Here is a 16,140-nt window from a genome sequence, read left to right as displayed (position 1 = left end):
GGCCCGGGGTGGGTCGGACCCACCCCGGGCCCGGTCCGGGCCGGCGCCCGCCCGCCGCGGCTCAGCCGAACTGCTGCTCCAGGTCCTTCAGCTTGCGCTCCAGCGAGTCCAGCCGGGGCAGCGCGACGGTGTCCTCCTCCAGCGTGAGGTCGATGGTGCGCCGCTCCGGGCGGGCCGGCAGACCGGGCTGCACCACCGCGCCCTCGGCGGCCGGCGCGGGCGGCTCGACGGCGGGCCGGTCCGCCGGGGGGCCGCCGGTTATGGCGGACTCCTGGCCGGACTCCAGCTGCCGGGCCGAGCCGCGGCTGCGCCAGGCGCTGTGGGAGCGGTTGATGGCCCGGATCTCGGCCCGCTCGCGGCGCCCCGCCAGCCGGCGGCGCTCCTTCTCGACGACCTTCTCGCGCTTCTCCTCGCGGACCTCGTCGACCGCCTCGTCCAGGCTGCGGACGCCCTCCAGCAGCATCAGCGACCAGGCCGCGTAGGTCTCGCGCGGGGCGCGCATCCAGCGGACGATCCGGATCTGCGGCAGCGGCCGGGGGACGAGGCCCTGCTCGCGCAGTGCGGCCCGGCGGGTCTGCTTGAGCGCCCGGTCGAACAGCACGGCGGCCGAGAGCGACATCCCCGCGAAGAACTGCGGGGCACCGGCGTGGCCGAAACCGCGCGGGGCGTGCACCCAGTTGAACCAGGCGGAGGCGCCGGCGAACAGCCAGACCAGCAGGCGCGAGCCGAGCGCTGCGTCACCGTGGCTGGCCTCGCGGACGGCGAGCACGGAGCAGAACATCGCGGCCCCGTCCAGGCCGAACGGGACGAGGTACTCCCAGCCGCCGGAGAGGTTGAGGTTCTGCACCCCGAAACCGACCAGGCCGTGGAAGGAGAGCGCGGCCGCGACGGCGGCGCAGCAGAACAGCAGCGTGTACGAGGCCCCGCCGTACAGGGATTCCTTGCGGCGGCGGCGCTCCTCGGAACGCTCCCAGGAATCCGAGCCGCCCGGTCCGGCGGCGGATCCCCGATTTCGGGCCAGGGCCACCAGCAGGGCGGTGACCAGCAGCACCGCAACGCCGGTGACGGCCCAACCGAGCGGTATGTCGGACAATTTCATCGCCTGGACCAGCCTCGCTTTCCTGCGTCGTGATGGCGGGGACCATCATGGCGGATGCTCGGCCCGAGAATGGCTGATTCGCCGTCAATGCGCTGAGGAGAGGGATTTCTGACGTGGGAGAAGTCGCATTGTCGGATTAATTAAAGGGTGTTGTTTCCCGGAATTCCGGGCTTCCCGGGCCCGGCTCGAAGGCCGCGGCTGTCAACCCCGCGTGACGCGGGGGCAGCCGCCGCACATCTCCTCGGGCTGGACGGTGTAGACGAGGCAACAGCTGGCCCGGGCACGGTCGGTGCCCGAAGCACCGCCGGCCGCGAAGCCCGCACCGGGGGTGAACGAGGCGGACGCGCCGGGCGTGCACGCCGTGGGCGCCGGGAGTGCCGGGGGCTCCGAGGCCCTCGGCCTGGCCGGTCGGCGCGCTGCCGCGGGTTCCGCTGCGAGCAGGTCCGAGAGCTCGGCCCGGGCCCGCTCCTCCTCGCCGAGCAGTCCGCCGACGTACCAGAGCCCCTCCACCACCGCGTCGGTCGCCATCGCCCAGAGCATCCGCGGGCTGCGCCGCACCGCGGGGCGGAAGGCGGTCAGCACCGGGGCGAGGAAGCCGGCCATCGCGGTGCGCAGCTCGGCGGCCAGTGCCGCCTCGTCGGCCACCGTGCGGGCGCCGGGCAGCCCGGCGGCCGGGTCGCCGGGCAGGCAGACGAAAGCGCCCGGGCGGGCGGTGAGTTCGCCGCTGGCGCGGCGGATCGAGATGTCCCCGGGGGTGAGCAGCGGCACCCGGCGCTCCAGGAACCAGGGCAGGGTGAACAGCAGCGCGGCCGGCCAGGTGAAACGGTGCAGGCCGAAGCCGGCCGCGACGTCGGGGCGCAGGGGCCGGCCGTACCGGGCCAGCCCCTGGCGCTCGTCATGGGCGATCAGTTCGCGCAGCGCGTCCGGGTCGGCGAGGAGGTCGGCGCCGTGGATCCAGCCGTCGCCGGCGCGGGGCGGCGCGCTGTGCACCCGCAGGGCGGGGAAGAGCCGGCCGAGTCTGCGGTAGCTGGTGGTGCAGGGTGCCGGCGGGTGGTCGTCCGGCCGGCGGGTGACAGCGTGCGCGGGGGTGGTGCGGGGGGCGTGCGGCGCGGGGCCGGGCCGGGTGCTGCTCGCGGTCATGGTGCGGGCCCTATCGGGTCGACCGGAACCCGTGCCGGACCGTCCGACCCGTGCCCGGCCTCTTCGACGGCGGCCGGGCCCGGCCGGCCGGGGCCTGGCGGAGCCCGGGAACGGCAAGGCGAACCTGGCCGGAGTACTGCTCACCCCGGCCAGGTTAGCCTCACCTTAGCTGATTGTTCCCCGGGGTTCCCGTTCGATGCGTCCGTCCGGGGGAGCGCCCGGCGCGCGCACCGCGCTCAGCTGGCGTGCGAGCCAGACCGGTACGCCCCCGAGCGCCTGGACCAGTCTGGTCGCCTCGGCCCGCAGCCGGACGGCCTCGTCCGGTTCGGAGACCTCGGCCAGCGCCGCCAGTGCGGGCGCCACCCCGACCGTGAAGCCGAGCTGCTCGCGCAGTCGCAGGGAGGCGTCGAACCCCTCCCGGGCCCGGTCGTGGTCCCCGGCGGCCTGGGCCAGCGCGGCCAGGTGCCGCCAGGTGTAGGAGCGCAGCAGCTCGTCCCCGCGCTCGCCGGCTCCCTCGTGCGCCCGGCGGTAGGCGATCCAGGCCGCCGTCCGGTCGCGCAGCAGGTTCTCCGCGACCAGCCCCCGGCGGAAGTCCAGCAGCGGCCGCCCGGGGGCGTCCGGCGGCAGCAGCGCGGAGGTGCGTCCGAGCGCCGCCTGTGCTTCGTCGAGCCGGTCGCGTGCGCCGAGCACGCTGGAGACGTACGCCAGGAACCCGCGGGCGCAGGAGGCGCCCGCGCGTTGCTCGGTGCTGGTCACCAGTGCCTCGGCGAGGCGCAGCGCCTGCTCCGCCTGGGTCCAGTTGGCGGCGGTGAACAGGCATTGCTCGATGAGGAGTTCGGCCCGCCCGAGCGCGGCCTCCGGGTCGCGTTCGGCGGCCGGGCGTAACAGCTCCGCGGCCTCCTGCCAGCACGCCCTGGACCGTAGCCGCCATACGGTGTCCCCCGGCTCCGGGGGCCCCGCCCGCCCCCGACCGTCCCGCCCGTCCCGGCCACTCGGGCCCCATCCGTGCTCCGACAACGCCACCTCCTTGTGTGCGCCATCCAGCAGGACGCCGGCCTCTGCCCCCAAGGCCCGCGTTGTGGCGGCAATTCAACACGGGGGTGAGCTTGTGCACCAGATCACGAGCGCAGGTTGTTGCGCGCGGACCGGTGCCGTGCCGATCGCTCCCGGGGCGGCCGGGTCGGCCGGGGCAGGCGGGACCGCCCGGCGTCGGGCGGGGGCCGGGCGGGTGAGGTGGAGTCGGGCGGGGCGGGTGGAGTCGGGTGGGCAGGGCCGGTCAGGACGGGGTCAGGACGTCCAGCCGGTCTCCATCAGGGCCTCGGCGGCGCCGTTGGCGGGCTGCGGCACTCCGGCCAGGTCCAGGCTGAACAGGGCGACCAGCAACTGCTCGCCGCGCACGGTGGCCTGGTGCGAGTAGCCGGCCAGGGTGAACATCGCGGCGGCCATCTCCTCGGCGTGCAGGGTCTGCAGCCAGAGGCACTCCACCGACTTCACGTCGGCCGGCTCGGTCCAGGTGTCCACCTGGGCGACCATCCGGCTGCCGAGCAGGGTGACGCCGTCGCGCTCCTGGGCCTCCGTCAGCTCCAGGTCGTCGAAGCCCAGCCACTCCAGGTAGCGGGCGGCGGTGAACACGGCGTCCTGCGAGGTGCGCACCGGGTGCGGGCGGAACGGCGCGCGCCGCCGCCAGGGCGTGGCCGAGGCGCCGGATCCGCCGGGCGGGGCGGGGACGGGCGCGTTCAACGGGTGGGCCGGGTGCGGGCGGGAGCTCTGCGGGCCCGCGGCGCCGAGCTGGCCGGTGGTCGCGTTGCCGCCGAGCCGGGTGGTGCGGTCCACCGGCAGCCGGACGGTGGCGCCGCAGTTGCAGGTGAACTCGGGCTGCGGCCACTGGTCGGAGCGACCGCAGTGCGGGCAGCGCATGTTCAGCCAGGAGTCCTCCCAGGACCGGAACCGCACCTGCACCGGAACGCCGCCGCGCAGCAACGGCACCTTGAGCGAGGCGCCGCACGGGCAGGGCAGCGACGGCGGCTCGTACAGGTGCTCGCGCCGGCAGGCGGGGCAGCGGATCGCCCGGGCGCCACCGCCCGCCACCGGCCCGTGCTGCGCGGGGTCGCGTCCGGTGAAGTCGTCGGGCAGTCCGGACATCGCGGGCACCGTCCGTTCGAATCGAGGGGAAGGACGTGTCCCATGCTCCCCGAAACGTGGGGGCCGCGGCGCGGAATGGGGCAATCCTCAGGGACAGATCAGGGGTGTGCGGTCGATCCCTCGTCGGGGAGGAGGAGCCCGGGCCACTCCGGAGGGGGATCGGGCACCCGTTCGGACCGGCGGACGATCACCCGGCCGCCCAACGGACGAGGTCGGCGGGGGTGTCCAGGTCGTCGGGGACGGCGATGTCGGCGCACTCGACCAGCGCGATCCCGTCGGCGTGCGCGGCCAGCAGAGCGCGCGCGCCGGAGTCGCCGGTGGCGCCCGCCGCCGCCTCGGCGAAGTGCCGGGCACCGATCAGCACCGGGTGCCCGCGCCGCCCCTCGTACGCCGCCGCGGCCAGCTCGGCACCGGCCCGATGGGCGGCCAGCAGCCGGGCCACCGCGGCCGGGGTGACGCCGGGCGTGTCCACCAGCATCACCAGGACGGCCGACGTCCCGGGCGCCAGCGCGGCCAGCCCGGCGCGCAGCGAGGAGCCCATCCCGCCGGCCCACTGCGGATTGGCCACCAGCCGGCAGCCCGGCAGGTGGGCGGTGGACCGCACCTGCTCGCCGGCCGCGCCCAGCACCACCGTCACCGACGCGCAGCCGCCGGCCCGGACCACCGCCACCGCGTGCTCCACCAGCGGCCGTCCCCGGTACCGGATCAGCGCCTTCGGCCGGCCGCCGAGCCGCCGCCCGCCCCCGGCGGCCAGCACCAGGGCGGCGACCGGCCGTTCATCACCCGTCCGGCCGCTGGTCCCCGTGCTGTTGCGCATGGGCCCAGCCTGCCCGCCCGAGGGGGTCGCGCGCAGCCGTAGGAAGCCACAGTTGTACGAATGCACAAGGAGAACCCGCAGGTCGGGGCAGCTCCCCGGTGGTTCGGCCGCTGGTTTCCCGGTCCCGCTGCCCCTGTACTGGGCCGATGAACACCGCACCGCGCCCGCTGCTGGACCGCTTCGGCAGGGTCCACACCGACCTGCGGGTCTCGCTCACCGACCGCTGCAACCTGCGCTGCACCTACTGCATGCCGGCCGAGGGCCTCGACTGGCTCCCGAAGGCCGAGGTGCTCAGCGACGACGAGGTGGTCCGGCTGGTGCGGATCGCCGCCGAGCGCCTCGGCATCGGCTCCGTCCGGCTGACCGGGGGCGAGCCGCTGCTGCGCCGCGGCCTGCCGGAGCTGGTCGGACGGATCACCGCGCTCGGTCCCGAGGTCTCGCTGACCACCAACGGCATCGGCCTGGCCCGCACCGCCGGGGCGCTGCACCGGGCCGGGTTGCACCGGGTGAACGTCAGCCTGGACACCCTGCGCCCCGAGCGGTACGCCGCGATCACCCGCCGGGACCGGATCGCCGACGTCCTCGCCGGCCTGGCCGCCGCGCAGGCCGCCGGGCTCGCGCCGGTGAAGGTCAACGCGGTGCCGGTGCGCGGTGTCAACGACGACGAGATCCTCGACCTGGTCGAGTTCGCCGCCGGGCACGGCTACCGGATGCGGTTCATCGAGTCCATGCCGCTGGACGCGCAGGGCGCCTGGGACCGGGCGACGATGGTCACCGCCGACGAGATCCTGGCCGTCCTCGGCACCCGCTGGGAGCTCGTCCCGGTCGGCCGGCACGGGAACGCGCCGGCCGAGGAGTGGCGGATCGCCGGCACCGACACCGTGGTCGGCGTGATCGCCTCCGTCACCCGCCCGTTCTGCGGCGGCTGCGACCGGGTCCGCCTCACCGCCGACGGGCAGTTGCGCAACTGCCTGTTCGCCACCGAGGAGTCCGACCTGCGCGCGCTGCTGCGCGACGGCGCCGACGACGACCGGATCGAGGCCGCCTGGCGGGCCGCCATCGGCCGCAAGGGCCCCGGCCACGCCATCAACTCGGCCGGCTTCGTCCAGCCGGACCGGCCGATGTCCGCGATCGGGGGGTGAGCCCGGCGGTCGGCCCGGACACCGGGCCGACGCGCTGCCGCGGTCACCGCGTCGGACGGGCGAAGTGCGTGCGGTAGGTGCGCGGGGTCATGCCCACCCGCTGGAGCAGGTGACGGCGCAGCGAGTCGGCGGTGCCGAAGCCGGCGCGGCCGGCGACCAGGTCGACCGGGAGGTCGGTGGACTCCAGCAACTCGCGGGCGCGCTCGATCCGCTGGGTCAGCAGCCACTGGAGCGGCGTGGCCCCGGCCTCGGCCAGGAAGCGCCGGTTGAGGGTGCGGACGCTGACACCGGCGTGGGCGGCCAGGGCGGCCAGGGTCAGCGGCTCGTCCAGCCGTTCCAGCGCCCAGGCGCGGGTGGTGGCCAGCGAACGGCCGTCCGACGCCGACACCGGGGACGGCAGGGCCTGCTCCTGGTCGCCGTCCCGGACGGCCGAGACCACCGCCAGCCGGGCCACCGCGTTGGCCACCGCGGCGCCGTGGTCGGTGCGGACCATGTGCAGGCAGAGGTCGATGCCGGCGGTCAGCCCGGCCGAGGTCAGCACCGGGCCGTCCTCGACGAACAGGGCCCGCGGGCGGACCCGGACGGACGGGAACCGGTGCCCGAGTGCGCCCGCCTGGACCCAGTAGGTGGTGGCGCTGCGCCCGTCCAGCAGTCCGGCCTGGGCGAGGACGAACGCGCCGGTGCAGATCGACGCGACGCGCGCGCCGCGGCGGGCCGCCGCACGCAGGGCCTCCAGCACCCGCTCGTCCGCCTCGGTGCGGGCGCCGGAGCCCGTGACCATGACGGTGTCCGCCCGGGCCAGGGCGTCCAGGCCGTGCGGGACCACCACCTGGAGGCTGCCGGTGGACGCCACCGGGCCGGGGTCGGGGGTGCAGATCCGCACCTCGTAGGCGGGCCGGCCGTCCAGTTCGGCGGCGCCGAAGACGAGTTCGGGGATGGAGAGGTCGAAGGCGGTCACCGGTGGCACGGCGACCACCGCGATCCGGTGCGCCCCCTGCCGCCGCCCGTCCGGTGGCGGCAGGGGCGACGGCACCGGCGGCGGGTGCGCGGCCGGTGCCGTCGGTGGCGGCGACGAGGACGACACCCGTGACGACGACGGTGACGGCATGGCCAGAACCTCCGGAAGCTTGGCAGCCGGGTCCCTGTTCCCCCACCCGGCCCGGCCGCAGAGTGGATCACGGCGGCGCGCCCCTGACGCCGCGACACCACCCCTGGCAACTCCGGAGCATCTCATGGACTTCCACGTCGTCGTCGGCGCCGGCTCCACCGGTACCGCGACCGCTCGCCGGCTCGCCGACTCGGGCGAGGCCGTCCGCCTGGTCACCCGGCGCGGCACCGGCCCCGAGCACCCCGGCATCGAGCGGATCGCCGCCGACGCCACCGACGCCGACCGGCTCACCGCGCTCACCGAGGGCGCGGCCATCCTGGTCAACTGCGCCGCGCCGCCGTACCTCCGTTGGCTGGAGGAGTTCCCGCCGCTCGCGGCCGCACTGCTCACCACCGCCGAGCGCACCGGCGCGGGCTACGTCCTGCTGGGCAACGTCTACGGCTACGGCCCGGTGGACGGCCGCATCGAGGAGGACCGGCCGGCGGCCCCGACCGGCCCCAAGGGCGTGCTGCGGGCGCGTCTGTGGGCCGATGCGCTGGCCGCGCACCGGGCCGGCCGGATCCGCGCCACCGAAGTCCGGGCCAGCGACTTCCTGGGGGCGGGCGCCGGTTCACTCTTCCAGTTCACGGCCGCACCCGCCGTGGTGGCCGGCGAACCGGCCTCCTACCCCGCCGACCTGGACGCGCCGCACAGCTGGAGCTACCTCGGCGACGTGGCCGCCACCCTGGTCGCCGCCGGTCGCAACGAGGCCGCCTGGGGCCGGGCCTGGCACGTGCCCAGCACCAGCGAGGCGTCCGCCCGCACGCTGGCCGGGGGGTTGGCGCGGGCGGCGGGCGTGCCCGGGCCGCAGCTGTCCGCGGTGTCGGAGGAGGAGCTGGCCCGGCTGGGCGGGAGCGACGAGTTCCTGGCCGCGATGATCGAGACGAACCACCTGCGCTACCGCCCGCTGCTGCTCGACTCGGCCCGGACGGAGCAGGTGCTGGGCGTCGCGGCGACCCCGCTGGACGCCGTCCTGGCGGAGACGGCCCACGCGCTGCGACGGTGACGGGTGACGGGTGAGAGGTGGCGGGTGGGGGCGGTGACGGGCGGCGGGCGGGCGCCCGGGTGTGAGCTTCGACATGCTCGAAGGCTCCGCGCTGCGCCGCCTTGACGGTGCGTGGGGCGGCTGGTCTGCTGGGTCGCCGTCAGCCTCCCCCCAGCCCCGGAGTCCTCCGTGCCCGCCCGCCGCACCGCCCTGTCCGCCGCCACCGTCCTCCTGATATCCGCCCTGGCGCTGGCCGGTTGTTCCGGGGGCGTCGAGCAGCCGGCCGCCGACCCCGCCGGGCCGGCCGCCGCCGGCACCAGCCCGCTGCAGAACCCCGACGGCACCAGGTCCGGCCTCGCGCCGCTGACCTCGCCCGAGGACCGGAAGGCCGGCCGGGACCTCATCGCCGGGGTCGCCACCGCCGCCGCCGGCCCCAAGGACGGCTACGACCGCAACGAGTTCGGCCCGGCCTGGACGGACAACGTGGACGGCGTCCCGGGCGGCCACAACAACTGCGACACGCGTAACGACCTGCTCGCCCGGGACGGCCGTTCGGTCGAGCGCAAGGCCGGGTCGAGCTGCACGGTCACCGCGATGACCATCGACGACCCGTACACCGGGAAGACCGTCCGGTGGAGCAAGCAGCAGGCCTCCAAGATCCAGATCGACCACGTGATGCCGCTCTCCTACGACTGGCAGATGGGCGCGTCGAAGTGGGACAAGGCCAAGCGCGTGCAGATCGCCAACGATCCGCTCAACCTCGTCCCGGCGGACGGCTCGCAGAACGCCTCCAAGGGCGACTCCGGTCCGGCCACCTGGCTGCCGGCCAACACCGCCGTCCGCTGCTCGTACGCGGTGCGCTTCGCCCAGGTCTCGCTGAAGTACCAACTGCCCGTCACGGCGGCGGACAAGAAGGCCATGCTCCAGCAGTGCGACGGCTGAGGAAACGTTCCGCCATCCTTTGTCCGCATTCGCTGTTCCTGGCGTCGATAACGAGGTGACCAGTGTGATGACCGGGTGATATTCGTGTGCGGTGTACCTCACGATCACCCGGTTCTCACGGCGCGCCCTGCCCGCCGTCGTCGCCGCCGCCCTCCTGGCCGGCTGCACCAGTTCGGCCGGATCCACCGACGCGGCCTCCGGCGCACCGTCCCCGGTCGCCACCTCCGCCACGCCGACCCCGACCACCCCGACCACCCCGCCGACCCCGACGCCCAAGCCGACCGGCGCGGCGGACCCGGCCCTCAAGCCGTTCTACGGCCAGCAGATCGCCTGGGCGCCCTGCGCCGACGACCCGAAGACCGACAAGGTCGACGAGTCCGTGGTCCAGTGCGGCACGCTCAAGGTCCCGCTGGACTACGCCAGTCCGGCCGGTGACGCCATGGACGTCGCCGTCGTCCGCGTTCCCGCCGCCAAGCAGGACCAGCGGGTCGGCTCGCTGCTGGTCAACCCCGGCGGGCCCGGCGGCTCCGGCGTCAGCATGGTCAAGCGCGCCCCCGCGCAGTTCGACGGCCCGCTCCACGACCGCTTCGACACGATCGGCTTCGACCCGCGCGGCGTCGGCCTCACCACCCCGCTGAACTGCCTGGACGACAAGGCCCGCGACGAGTGGGCCACCACGGACACCCCGGGAGCCGACCACGGCAAGGTGCTCGCCGACGCCTGCCAGGCCAAGTTCGGCAAGGTGCTGCCGTTCATCGGCACCCGCAACACCGCCCGCGACATGGACGTCCTGCGGGCCGTCCTGGGCGACCAGAAGCTCAACTACTTCGGCATGTCCTACGGCACCTACCTCGGCACCCTCTACGCCGAGGAGTTCCCCGACCGGGTCGGTCGGCTGGTGCTGGACGGCGCGGTCGACCCGTCCGCGCCGCTCGTCCAGCACAACATCGAGCAGTACGCGGGCTTCGAGCGCTCGCTCCGGGCCTTCGCCGCGTACTGCGCCAAGCAGGACCAGTGCCCGCTCGGCAAGGACCCCGCCAAGGCCGCCGACAAGCTCGCCGACTTCCTCGACGGGCTCAAGCAGAAGCCCCTCACCACCACGGGCGGGCGCACCCTCACCGCCACCGCGGCCTGGACCGGCGTGATCGACGGCCTCTACGGCGACGAGAAGGCCTGGGACTCCCTGCGCAACGACCTCGGCTGGGCCATGGTCCGCGGCAAGGGCGACTACCTGCTCGCGCGCGCCGACGGCTACAACCACCGTGACAAGGACGGCCACTACGGCGCCTCCGCCGACGCCTACACCGCCATCCACTGCGCCGACGGCGCCACCGGCGCCCCGACCGGTGAGGCGCTGCAGGCCGCGTACGCCGAGATGGCGGCCAAGGCACCGCTGATCAGCCGGCACGAGCCGAGCCTGGCGCTGTTCGACCCCGACTGCCGGGCCTGGCCGTTCCGTTCCGCCGAGCAGCCGCACCCGGTCACGTCGAAGAGCGAGGCGACCATCGTCGTGGTCGGCTCGACCGGCGACCCGGCGACGCCCTACGCCTCGGCCGAGAAGCTCACCACCCAGCTCGGCAAGGCCGTGCTGCTCACCCGTGAGGGCGAGGGCCACACCGGCTACGGCTGGAGCGCGTGCGTCCGCACCTCGGTCGACACCTTCCTGACCGAGGGCACCGTGCCGGCCGCCGGGACGCGCTGCCCGACCGACTGATCGGCACCGCGAAGGGGACGCACTGCCGGCGAGCGGTGCGTCCCCTTCGTGTCGCGTGCTGCCTTTCGCCGGCTCAGGAACTCGGCGTCTGCGTCAGGTCGTAGAAGGTGGCGCCGCCCACCGTCTTCGCGGTGAAGTGGCTCTCCACCCAGGCCTCGATCCGGGCGGTCTGCGACTCCTGGGCCCCGCCGTCGGCAGCCGCACCACCGACCGCGCTCGCGGTGGCACCCGCACCCGCATCGGTGCCGACACCGATCACCCGGCGCGAGCCGCCGCTGATGAACCAGTGCACCTTGCCCTCCCGGACGTACTGCTCGAAGGCGTCCAGGCTGAGCGACGGGTCGCTGCCGTTGAAGCCGCCGAGGGCCATCACCGGGACGCCGGAGGCGAGTTGGTAGCTCGCGGCGTTCTGCGAGCCGCTGGTCGCGGCGGCCCAGGTGTAGCGGTCGGCGTCCTGCTTCAGCGCGGCGGCGGCCTCGTCGCTCACCGCGGCGCCGTTCAGCAGCCCGCCCATGCCGCCGGGGGCCCCACCGCCGGTCCCGCCGAATCCGCCGCGCCCGTTGCGCCCGCCGGTGCCGTCCGTGCCGGGCCGGCCGTTGCCGTCCGAGCCCGTCCCGCCGCCGCCCGGGGCGCCTCCGGGAACGCCGCCGGGCAGCTGCCCCGGAACGCCGCCCTGACCGGGGTAGACCTGCTGCCCGTTGATGAAGAGCCGGCCGTCGCCGCCCGGCGGCATCCCGCCCGGGCCCATGCCCCGCCCGCCCGCGACCGCCGGACCGGCCGTCACGATCGAGCCGGTGTGCGGAGTGTTCACGGTGTCGACCGCGTACGCCGCCGGACCGCCCAGCGCCGCCGCCAGGCCCACCAGCCCGACGGTCGTGGCGAGCCGTGCCGCCAGCCGCCCGGCCAGCAGCAGTGCCGCCCCGGCCGCGAGCCCGCCGACCAGGACCGCCCAGCGCAGCCACGGCAGGAACTCCGCGCTGCGCCCGAGCAGCACGTACGCCCAGACCGCCGTCACCGCCAGGGTGGCGCCCAGCACCGCCGCGTACGGCAGCCGCTGCCGGGCCCGCCAGAGCCCGTCGACGCCCATCCCGACCAGGGCCGCGACCGCCGGGGCCAGCGCCACCGTGTAGTACTGGTGGAAGATGCCGGACATGAAGCTGAAGGTCAGCGCGGTGCAGACGAGCCAGCCGCCCCAGACCAGGAAGGCCGCGCGGGCGGTGTCCGTGCGGGCGTGACGACGGGTCGCCCAGAGGCCCAGCAGCAACAGGATCAGCGCGGCGGGCATCAGCCAGGCGATCTGCCCGCCGATGTCGCCGTCGAACAGCCGGGTGATGCCGGTCTCGCCCCAGCCGCCGCCCATCGCGCGGCCGCCGCCGGGCGGGGCCTCGGCCCCGCCGATGAGCCGGGGACCACCGCCGCCGACACTGCCGGTCTCGTTGCCGTTGAGTCGGCCGAGGCCGTTGTAGCCGAAGGTGAGCGAGAGGAAGCTGTTGTCCTGCGAGCCGCCGATGTACGGCCGGGCCGAGGCCGGCACCAGCTCGACCACCGCCACCCACCAGCCGCCCGCGACCACCATGGCCAGCCCGGCGCCCAGCAGTTGCCGCACCCGCCGCCAGAGGCCGGTGGGCGCGACCACCAGGTAGATCAGCGCGAAGGCCGGGAGCACGAGGAAGGCCTGGAGCGTCTTGGTGAGGAAGGCCAGCCCGAACATCACCCCGGTGAACACCAGCCACCGGGTGCCCGCCGCCTCGGTGGCCCGCAGCAGGCCGTACGCGGCCAGCGTGAGCAGCAGCACCAGCAGCGCGTCCGGATTGTTGAAGCGGAACATCAGCGCCGCCACCGGGGTCAGCGCCAGCGCGCCGCCGGCCAGCAGCGCGCCGAGCGGGGAGAAGCGCCGGCGCACCGTCGCGTACAGGGTCGCCACGGTGGCGACCGCCATCAGCGCCTGCGGGGCCAGCACCGACCAGGAGGAGAGGCCGAAGAGACGGGCGGAGAGCGCCATCGGCCAGAGCGCGAGCGGCGGCTTGTCGACGGTGATGAAGTTCCCGGCGTCCGAGGAGCCGTAGAAGAGGGCCTTCCAGCTCTGGCTGCCGGCCTGGGCCGCCGCCGAGTAGAAGGAGTTGGCCCAACCCGAGGCGCTCAGGCCCCAGAGGTAGAGGACGGCGGTGGCGGCCAGCAGGGCCAGCAGCGCGGGCCGCACCCACCGCGGGTCGTCGGCGCGGCCGCGCCAGGAACGGGCCGGCAGGGTGCGTAGCCGACCGGCCCAGGAGGCCGGGCCCTTGTGGCCGGCGGCGGGTGGCGGGCACGGCGGGAAGAGCGCTCCGGCCGCCGCGGGGGCCGCCGCCGGTCCGGGGCGGGGTGCGTCGGGGGCCGGCTGCGGCACCTCCGGCGGCGGGAAGTTCGCGGCCTCGGGCCACGGTTCGCCGGCCGGCGGGGAGAAGCTGGTCGTGGTCATGGGCGCTACGCTCGGGCGCTCGGCTGAGAGGACCGTGAGACCGGGCTGTGAGCCGTCTCTAATCCTCGGGGAGACCGTGGAAACCACGCGGACGGCCGAGCGCGGGCGCCCCCGGCGGCTGCGCCGGGGGCGGGGTCCGGGCGTGCGTCAGGCCGCCTGGGGCATCGTCAGGTGCTTGCCCAGCCACTCCAGTGCCGGCGGGATCTCCCGCGTCCAGGTGTGGAAGTTGTGCCCGCCGGTGTCCAGGGTGATGGTGGAGAGCTTGGTCGGCGCCTTGAAGGCCTTCACCATGTCCTGGGTGGCGTCGTAGTTGTTCTCGTCGTGCGCGGTGGCCAGCAGCAGCGAGACGGGTGCGGCCGGCTGGTTCCGCAGCCGCCACAGCAGGTCGTTCTCCTGCTTCAACTGGCCGTTGCCGCCGAAGAGGTCGCCGGTGGTCTCGTCGATCGGCGCGGTGTAGTAGCCGGAGAGGGAGACGGCGGCCCGGTAGGCGTCCGGCTTGCGCAGCGCGAACTTCAGCGCGCAGTAGCCGCCGGTGGAGTTGCCGATCACGGCCCGGTTGGTCGGGTCGGTGCCGATCCGGTAGGTGGTGCCGAGCGCCTTGGGCAGGTCGCTGGTGAAGAAGGTCTCCACCTGCGGGCCGTTCGGGACGTCCACGCACTCGGTGTCCCGGTTGTTGACGAGGGTCGGACGCATCATCACCAGGATGGTCGGCGGGAGCTTCTTCTGGTCGATCGCCTCCAGGGCGGAGGCCGGGTACTGCATCAGCGAGATCAGCTTCTCCGGGGTGCCGGGGTAGCCGGCCAGCACCAGCGCCATCGGGAACTTCCGCTGCGCGAACTCCGGCTGGAAGTACTGCGGCGGCAGGTAGACGAACCCGTCGGTGCTCAGCCCGCTGCCCGCTCCTTTGACCGAGACGTCGTGGATCAGGCCGACCCGCTCCGGGTTGGAGCCCTGCGGTGCGTAGAACTTCTGCTCGCCGGTGATGGCGACGGCGGCGTTCGGCTGGTGGTCGACCACCGTGCCCGGCCCGCCGTTGGTGCCCAGGAGATCGGTCCAGGAGCTGTAGAAGCCGAAGTAGCCGTTGGCGATCAGCCCCATCGCGACCAGCACCGAGATCTGGGTGGCGAGGAAGGCGCCGACCCGCCCGAGCCAGGCCTGCCAGCTCCGCCCGCCGAATCTCGGCCAGAGCCACATCGTGGCGGCGAAGACGCCGATCGCGAGGAGGGAGGCGATGATCTGGAGGGGGAGTCCCGTAAGCCTGAGCACGTGCCTGATCGTAGTTGACCGGACCCGGCGCTCCGTGCGCCCCCATGTGCGCCCCCTCTACGCCTCAATGCGCCTCTTGTACGCCCTGTTGACCGCGTCCCATCCGCTCGGGATCATGTCGGCGGGGATTGCACGGAGCGTGCATGAGAGATCACCGGGGGAGCGGCATGAAGTCCTTCACCAAGGTCGGCCTGGCGGCCGGCGCAACGCTGCTGCTGGCAGCGTGCTCAAGTGGGGGGTCGGGGGGAGCGGACGCCTTCGGGATGGGGCCGGGCAAGAGCGAGCCGGCCTCCGCGAGCGCCAGCCCGAGCCCGACGCCCACGCCCACGCCCACGCCGACCCCGACGCCGACCAAGCCGCCGTACGGCCCGGTGCTGGTGAGCTACATCGACCCGGTCAACGCCGCGCTCGCCAAGCTCAACGCCTCCGCCGGCCTGGACGCCTTCTCCACCGTCCTCCAGGAGGCGGCCACCGCCGCGAACTCGGCGGGCAGCGGCCTCGGTCTCGCGGGCGAGCCGGCGACCGTCACGACCGCGCGGCGCCAGCTGGTGACCGCGCTCGGCCAGCTCTCCACCGACCTCACCAAGGTCCGCAGCGACATCAAGGCGAAGAACGTCTGCGCCACCACCTCGGCCTTCGCCGAGGTGGGCCTGTCCGAGGGCCTCAAGGCGCTGCCCGCCGCCCTCGCCCAGATGACCGCCGCCGGCTACCCCACCACCTTCAACGTGCCGCAGGCGCCGGCCCTCCAGACCCGGTCCCTGGACAGCGGCACCATGGTCCGCTCGGGCCGCCTCAAGGGCGAGGGCGTCCTCAACGTCGACAACGGCGGCAGCGCCGACGCGGTGGTCTCGCTCGCCCAGAACGGCAAGTCGATCCACTCGGTCTACGTCGGCAAGGGGAAGAAGGCGTCCATCGAGGGCGTCGAGGACGGCACCTACGACGTCTTCTTCGCCGGCGGCGTCGACTGGGACCCGACCCTGAAGGCGTTCACCCAGAACTGCGACTTCAGCAAGTTCGACGACAGCATGGCCTTCGAGACCGGCCGCACCTACACGTCGTGGTCCATCACCCTCCAGCCGGCGGTCGGCGGCAACGCCAAGACCAGCGACGTGGACGAGGACACCTTCCCGCAGCCGTAGGGCTGGCGGGGTCGGGCCCGCACGGGGCCTTGCGGCGCCGCCCGGGGGTGCGACCCGGGGCGCGTGGCCGGGGGGGCGGGGGGCCCGGGGGGGTGGGTGCGAGGGGGGGGCCAGGTGCGGGTCGGCGGAGGGGTAACCCGGCGGTGGCCGCC

The 16,140-nt window shown here is 74.8% G+C and carries 13 protein-coding genes; 5 read left to right on the top strand and 8 right to left on the bottom strand.

Features of this window, described 5'->3' with window-relative positions; translation table 11 throughout:
- Positions 1-61 precede the first annotated feature (61 nt).
- From ACFVYI_RS38140 to ACFVYI_RS38120, 5 genes are all read right to left on the bottom strand, one after another.
- Entirely contained in the window at positions 62-1,099 is a 1,038-nt protein-coding gene (locus ACFVYI_RS38140; RefSeq protein WP_387894163.1) for a DUF2637 domain-containing protein, read from the bottom strand.
- A 201-nt stretch (positions 1,100-1,300) separates the two neighbouring features.
- Positions 1,301-2,239, bottom strand: a complete 939-nt coding sequence (locus ACFVYI_RS38135; RefSeq protein WP_387894161.1) for a (2Fe-2S)-binding protein — start codon at positions 2,237-2,239, stop codon at positions 1,301-1,303.
- Positions 2,240-2,404: 165 nt separating this feature from the next.
- Positions 2,405-3,256 carry a hypothetical protein gene (locus tag ACFVYI_RS38130; RefSeq protein WP_387894160.1) on the bottom strand — a complete coding sequence of 284 codons (852 nt, stop codon included), beginning with the start codon at positions 3,254-3,256 and terminating at the stop codon, positions 2,405-2,407.
- Positions 3,257-3,526: 270 nt separating this feature from the next.
- Entirely contained in the window at positions 3,527-4,381 is an 855-nt protein-coding gene (locus ACFVYI_RS38125) for a hypothetical protein (protein WP_387894158.1), read from the bottom strand.
- Positions 4,382-4,568: 187 nt separating this feature from the next.
- On the bottom strand, positions 4,569-5,198 hold the full coding sequence (locus ACFVYI_RS38120; RefSeq protein WP_387894156.1) for an NTP transferase domain-containing protein: 630 nt from the start codon (positions 5,196-5,198) through the stop codon (positions 4,569-4,571).
- Positions 5,199-5,344: 146 nt separating this feature from the next.
- On the opposite strand from ACFVYI_RS38120, the gene moaA reads away from it, so the two are divergent.
- Positions 5,345-6,340, top strand: a complete 996-nt coding sequence (gene moaA, locus ACFVYI_RS38115) for a GTP 3',8-cyclase MoaA (protein WP_387894155.1) — start codon at positions 5,345-5,347, stop codon at positions 6,338-6,340.
- A 43-nt stretch (positions 6,341-6,383) separates the two neighbouring features.
- Here the strand turns inward: moaA and ACFVYI_RS38110 are convergent, their stop codons facing one another.
- The gene (locus ACFVYI_RS38110; protein ID WP_387894154.1) at positions 6,384-7,373 is read right to left on the bottom strand and encodes a GlxA family transcriptional regulator; all 990 of its coding nucleotides are present in this window, start codon (positions 7,371-7,373) and stop codon (positions 6,384-6,386) included.
- Between the two features lie 199 nt (positions 7,374-7,572).
- Here ACFVYI_RS38110 and ACFVYI_RS38105 point away from each other — a divergent pair, with 199 nt between their 5' ends.
- The 3 genes from ACFVYI_RS38105 to ACFVYI_RS38095 all read left to right on the top strand — a co-directional run bounded on the left by ACFVYI_RS38105 (position 7,573) and on the right by ACFVYI_RS38095 (position 11,128).
- Positions 7,573-8,493 carry an NAD-dependent epimerase/dehydratase family protein gene (locus tag ACFVYI_RS38105; protein ID WP_387894152.1) on the top strand — a complete coding sequence of 307 codons (921 nt, stop codon included), beginning with the start codon at positions 7,573-7,575 and terminating at the stop codon, positions 8,491-8,493.
- 168 nt (positions 8,494-8,661) lie between these two features.
- Positions 8,662-9,414 carry an HNH endonuclease family protein gene (locus tag ACFVYI_RS38100; RefSeq protein WP_387894151.1) on the top strand — a complete coding sequence of 251 codons (753 nt, stop codon included), beginning with the start codon at positions 8,662-8,664 and terminating at the stop codon, positions 9,412-9,414.
- A 91-nt stretch (positions 9,415-9,505) separates the two neighbouring features.
- Complete coding sequence (locus ACFVYI_RS38095; RefSeq protein ID WP_387894149.1) at positions 9,506-11,128, top strand: alpha/beta hydrolase; 1,623 nt, start codon at positions 9,506-9,508, stop codon at positions 11,126-11,128.
- 73 nt (positions 11,129-11,201) lie between these two features.
- Here the strand turns inward: ACFVYI_RS38095 and ACFVYI_RS38090 are convergent, their stop codons facing one another.
- Both ACFVYI_RS38090 and ACFVYI_RS38085 read right to left on the bottom strand, forming a co-directional pair.
- Complete coding sequence (locus tag ACFVYI_RS38090) at positions 11,202-13,583, bottom strand: glycosyltransferase family 39 protein (protein WP_387894148.1); 2,382 nt, start codon at positions 13,581-13,583, stop codon at positions 11,202-11,204.
- A gap of 147 nt (positions 13,584-13,730) precedes the next feature.
- Positions 13,731-14,849 (bottom strand): alpha/beta hydrolase, encoded by a 1,119-nt coding sequence (locus ACFVYI_RS38085; RefSeq protein ID WP_387894146.1) that lies wholly within the window; start codon positions 14,847-14,849, stop codon positions 13,731-13,733.
- A 143-nt stretch (positions 14,850-14,992) separates the two neighbouring features.
- On the opposite strand from ACFVYI_RS38085, the gene ACFVYI_RS38080 reads away from it, so the two are divergent.
- Positions 14,993-15,988, top strand: coding sequence for a hypothetical protein (locus tag ACFVYI_RS38080; RefSeq protein ID WP_387894144.1), 996 nt, complete (start codon positions 14,993-14,995; stop codon positions 15,986-15,988).
- The last annotated feature ends 152 nt before the right edge of the window (positions 15,989-16,140 follow it).

Source organism: Kitasatospora sp. NPDC058218 (genome assembly GCF_042882445.1).
Lineage (GTDB): Bacteria > Actinomycetota > Actinomycetes > Streptomycetales > Streptomycetaceae > Kitasatospora.
This window is presented reverse-complemented; position numbering and strand designations above follow the sequence as displayed.

What these genes read in the sequence shown, in the direction of transcription:
- ACFVYI_RS38120 (WP_387894156.1), bottom strand. Translation starts at nt 5,198, where the DNA reads ATGCGCAACAGCACGGGGACCAGCGGCCGGACGGGTGATGAACGGCCG.
- moaA (WP_387894155.1), top strand. Translation starts at nt 5,345, where the DNA reads ATGAACACCGCACCGCGCCCGCTGCTGGACCGCTTCGGCAGGGTCCAC.
- ACFVYI_RS38105 (WP_387894152.1), top strand. Translation starts at nt 7,573, where the DNA reads ATGGACTTCCACGTCGTCGTCGGCGCCGGCTCCACCGGTACCGCGACC.
- ACFVYI_RS38135 (WP_387894161.1), bottom strand. Translation starts at nt 2,239, where the DNA reads ATGACCGCGAGCAGCACCCGGCCCGGCCCCGCGCCGCACGCCCCCCGC.
- ACFVYI_RS38140 (WP_387894163.1), bottom strand. Translation starts at nt 1,099, where the DNA reads ATGAAATTGTCCGACATACCGCTCGGTTGGGCCGTCACCGGCGTTGCG.
- ACFVYI_RS38125 (WP_387894158.1), bottom strand. Translation starts at nt 4,381, where the DNA reads ATGTCCGGACTGCCCGACGACTTCACCGGACGCGACCCCGCGCAGCAC.
- ACFVYI_RS38080 (WP_387894144.1), top strand. Translation starts at nt 14,993, where the DNA reads ATGAGAGATCACCGGGGGAGCGGCATGAAGTCCTTCACCAAGGTCGGC.
- ACFVYI_RS38090 (WP_387894148.1), bottom strand. Translation starts at nt 13,583, where the DNA reads ATGACCACGACCAGCTTCTCCCCGCCGGCCGGCGAACCGTGGCCCGAG.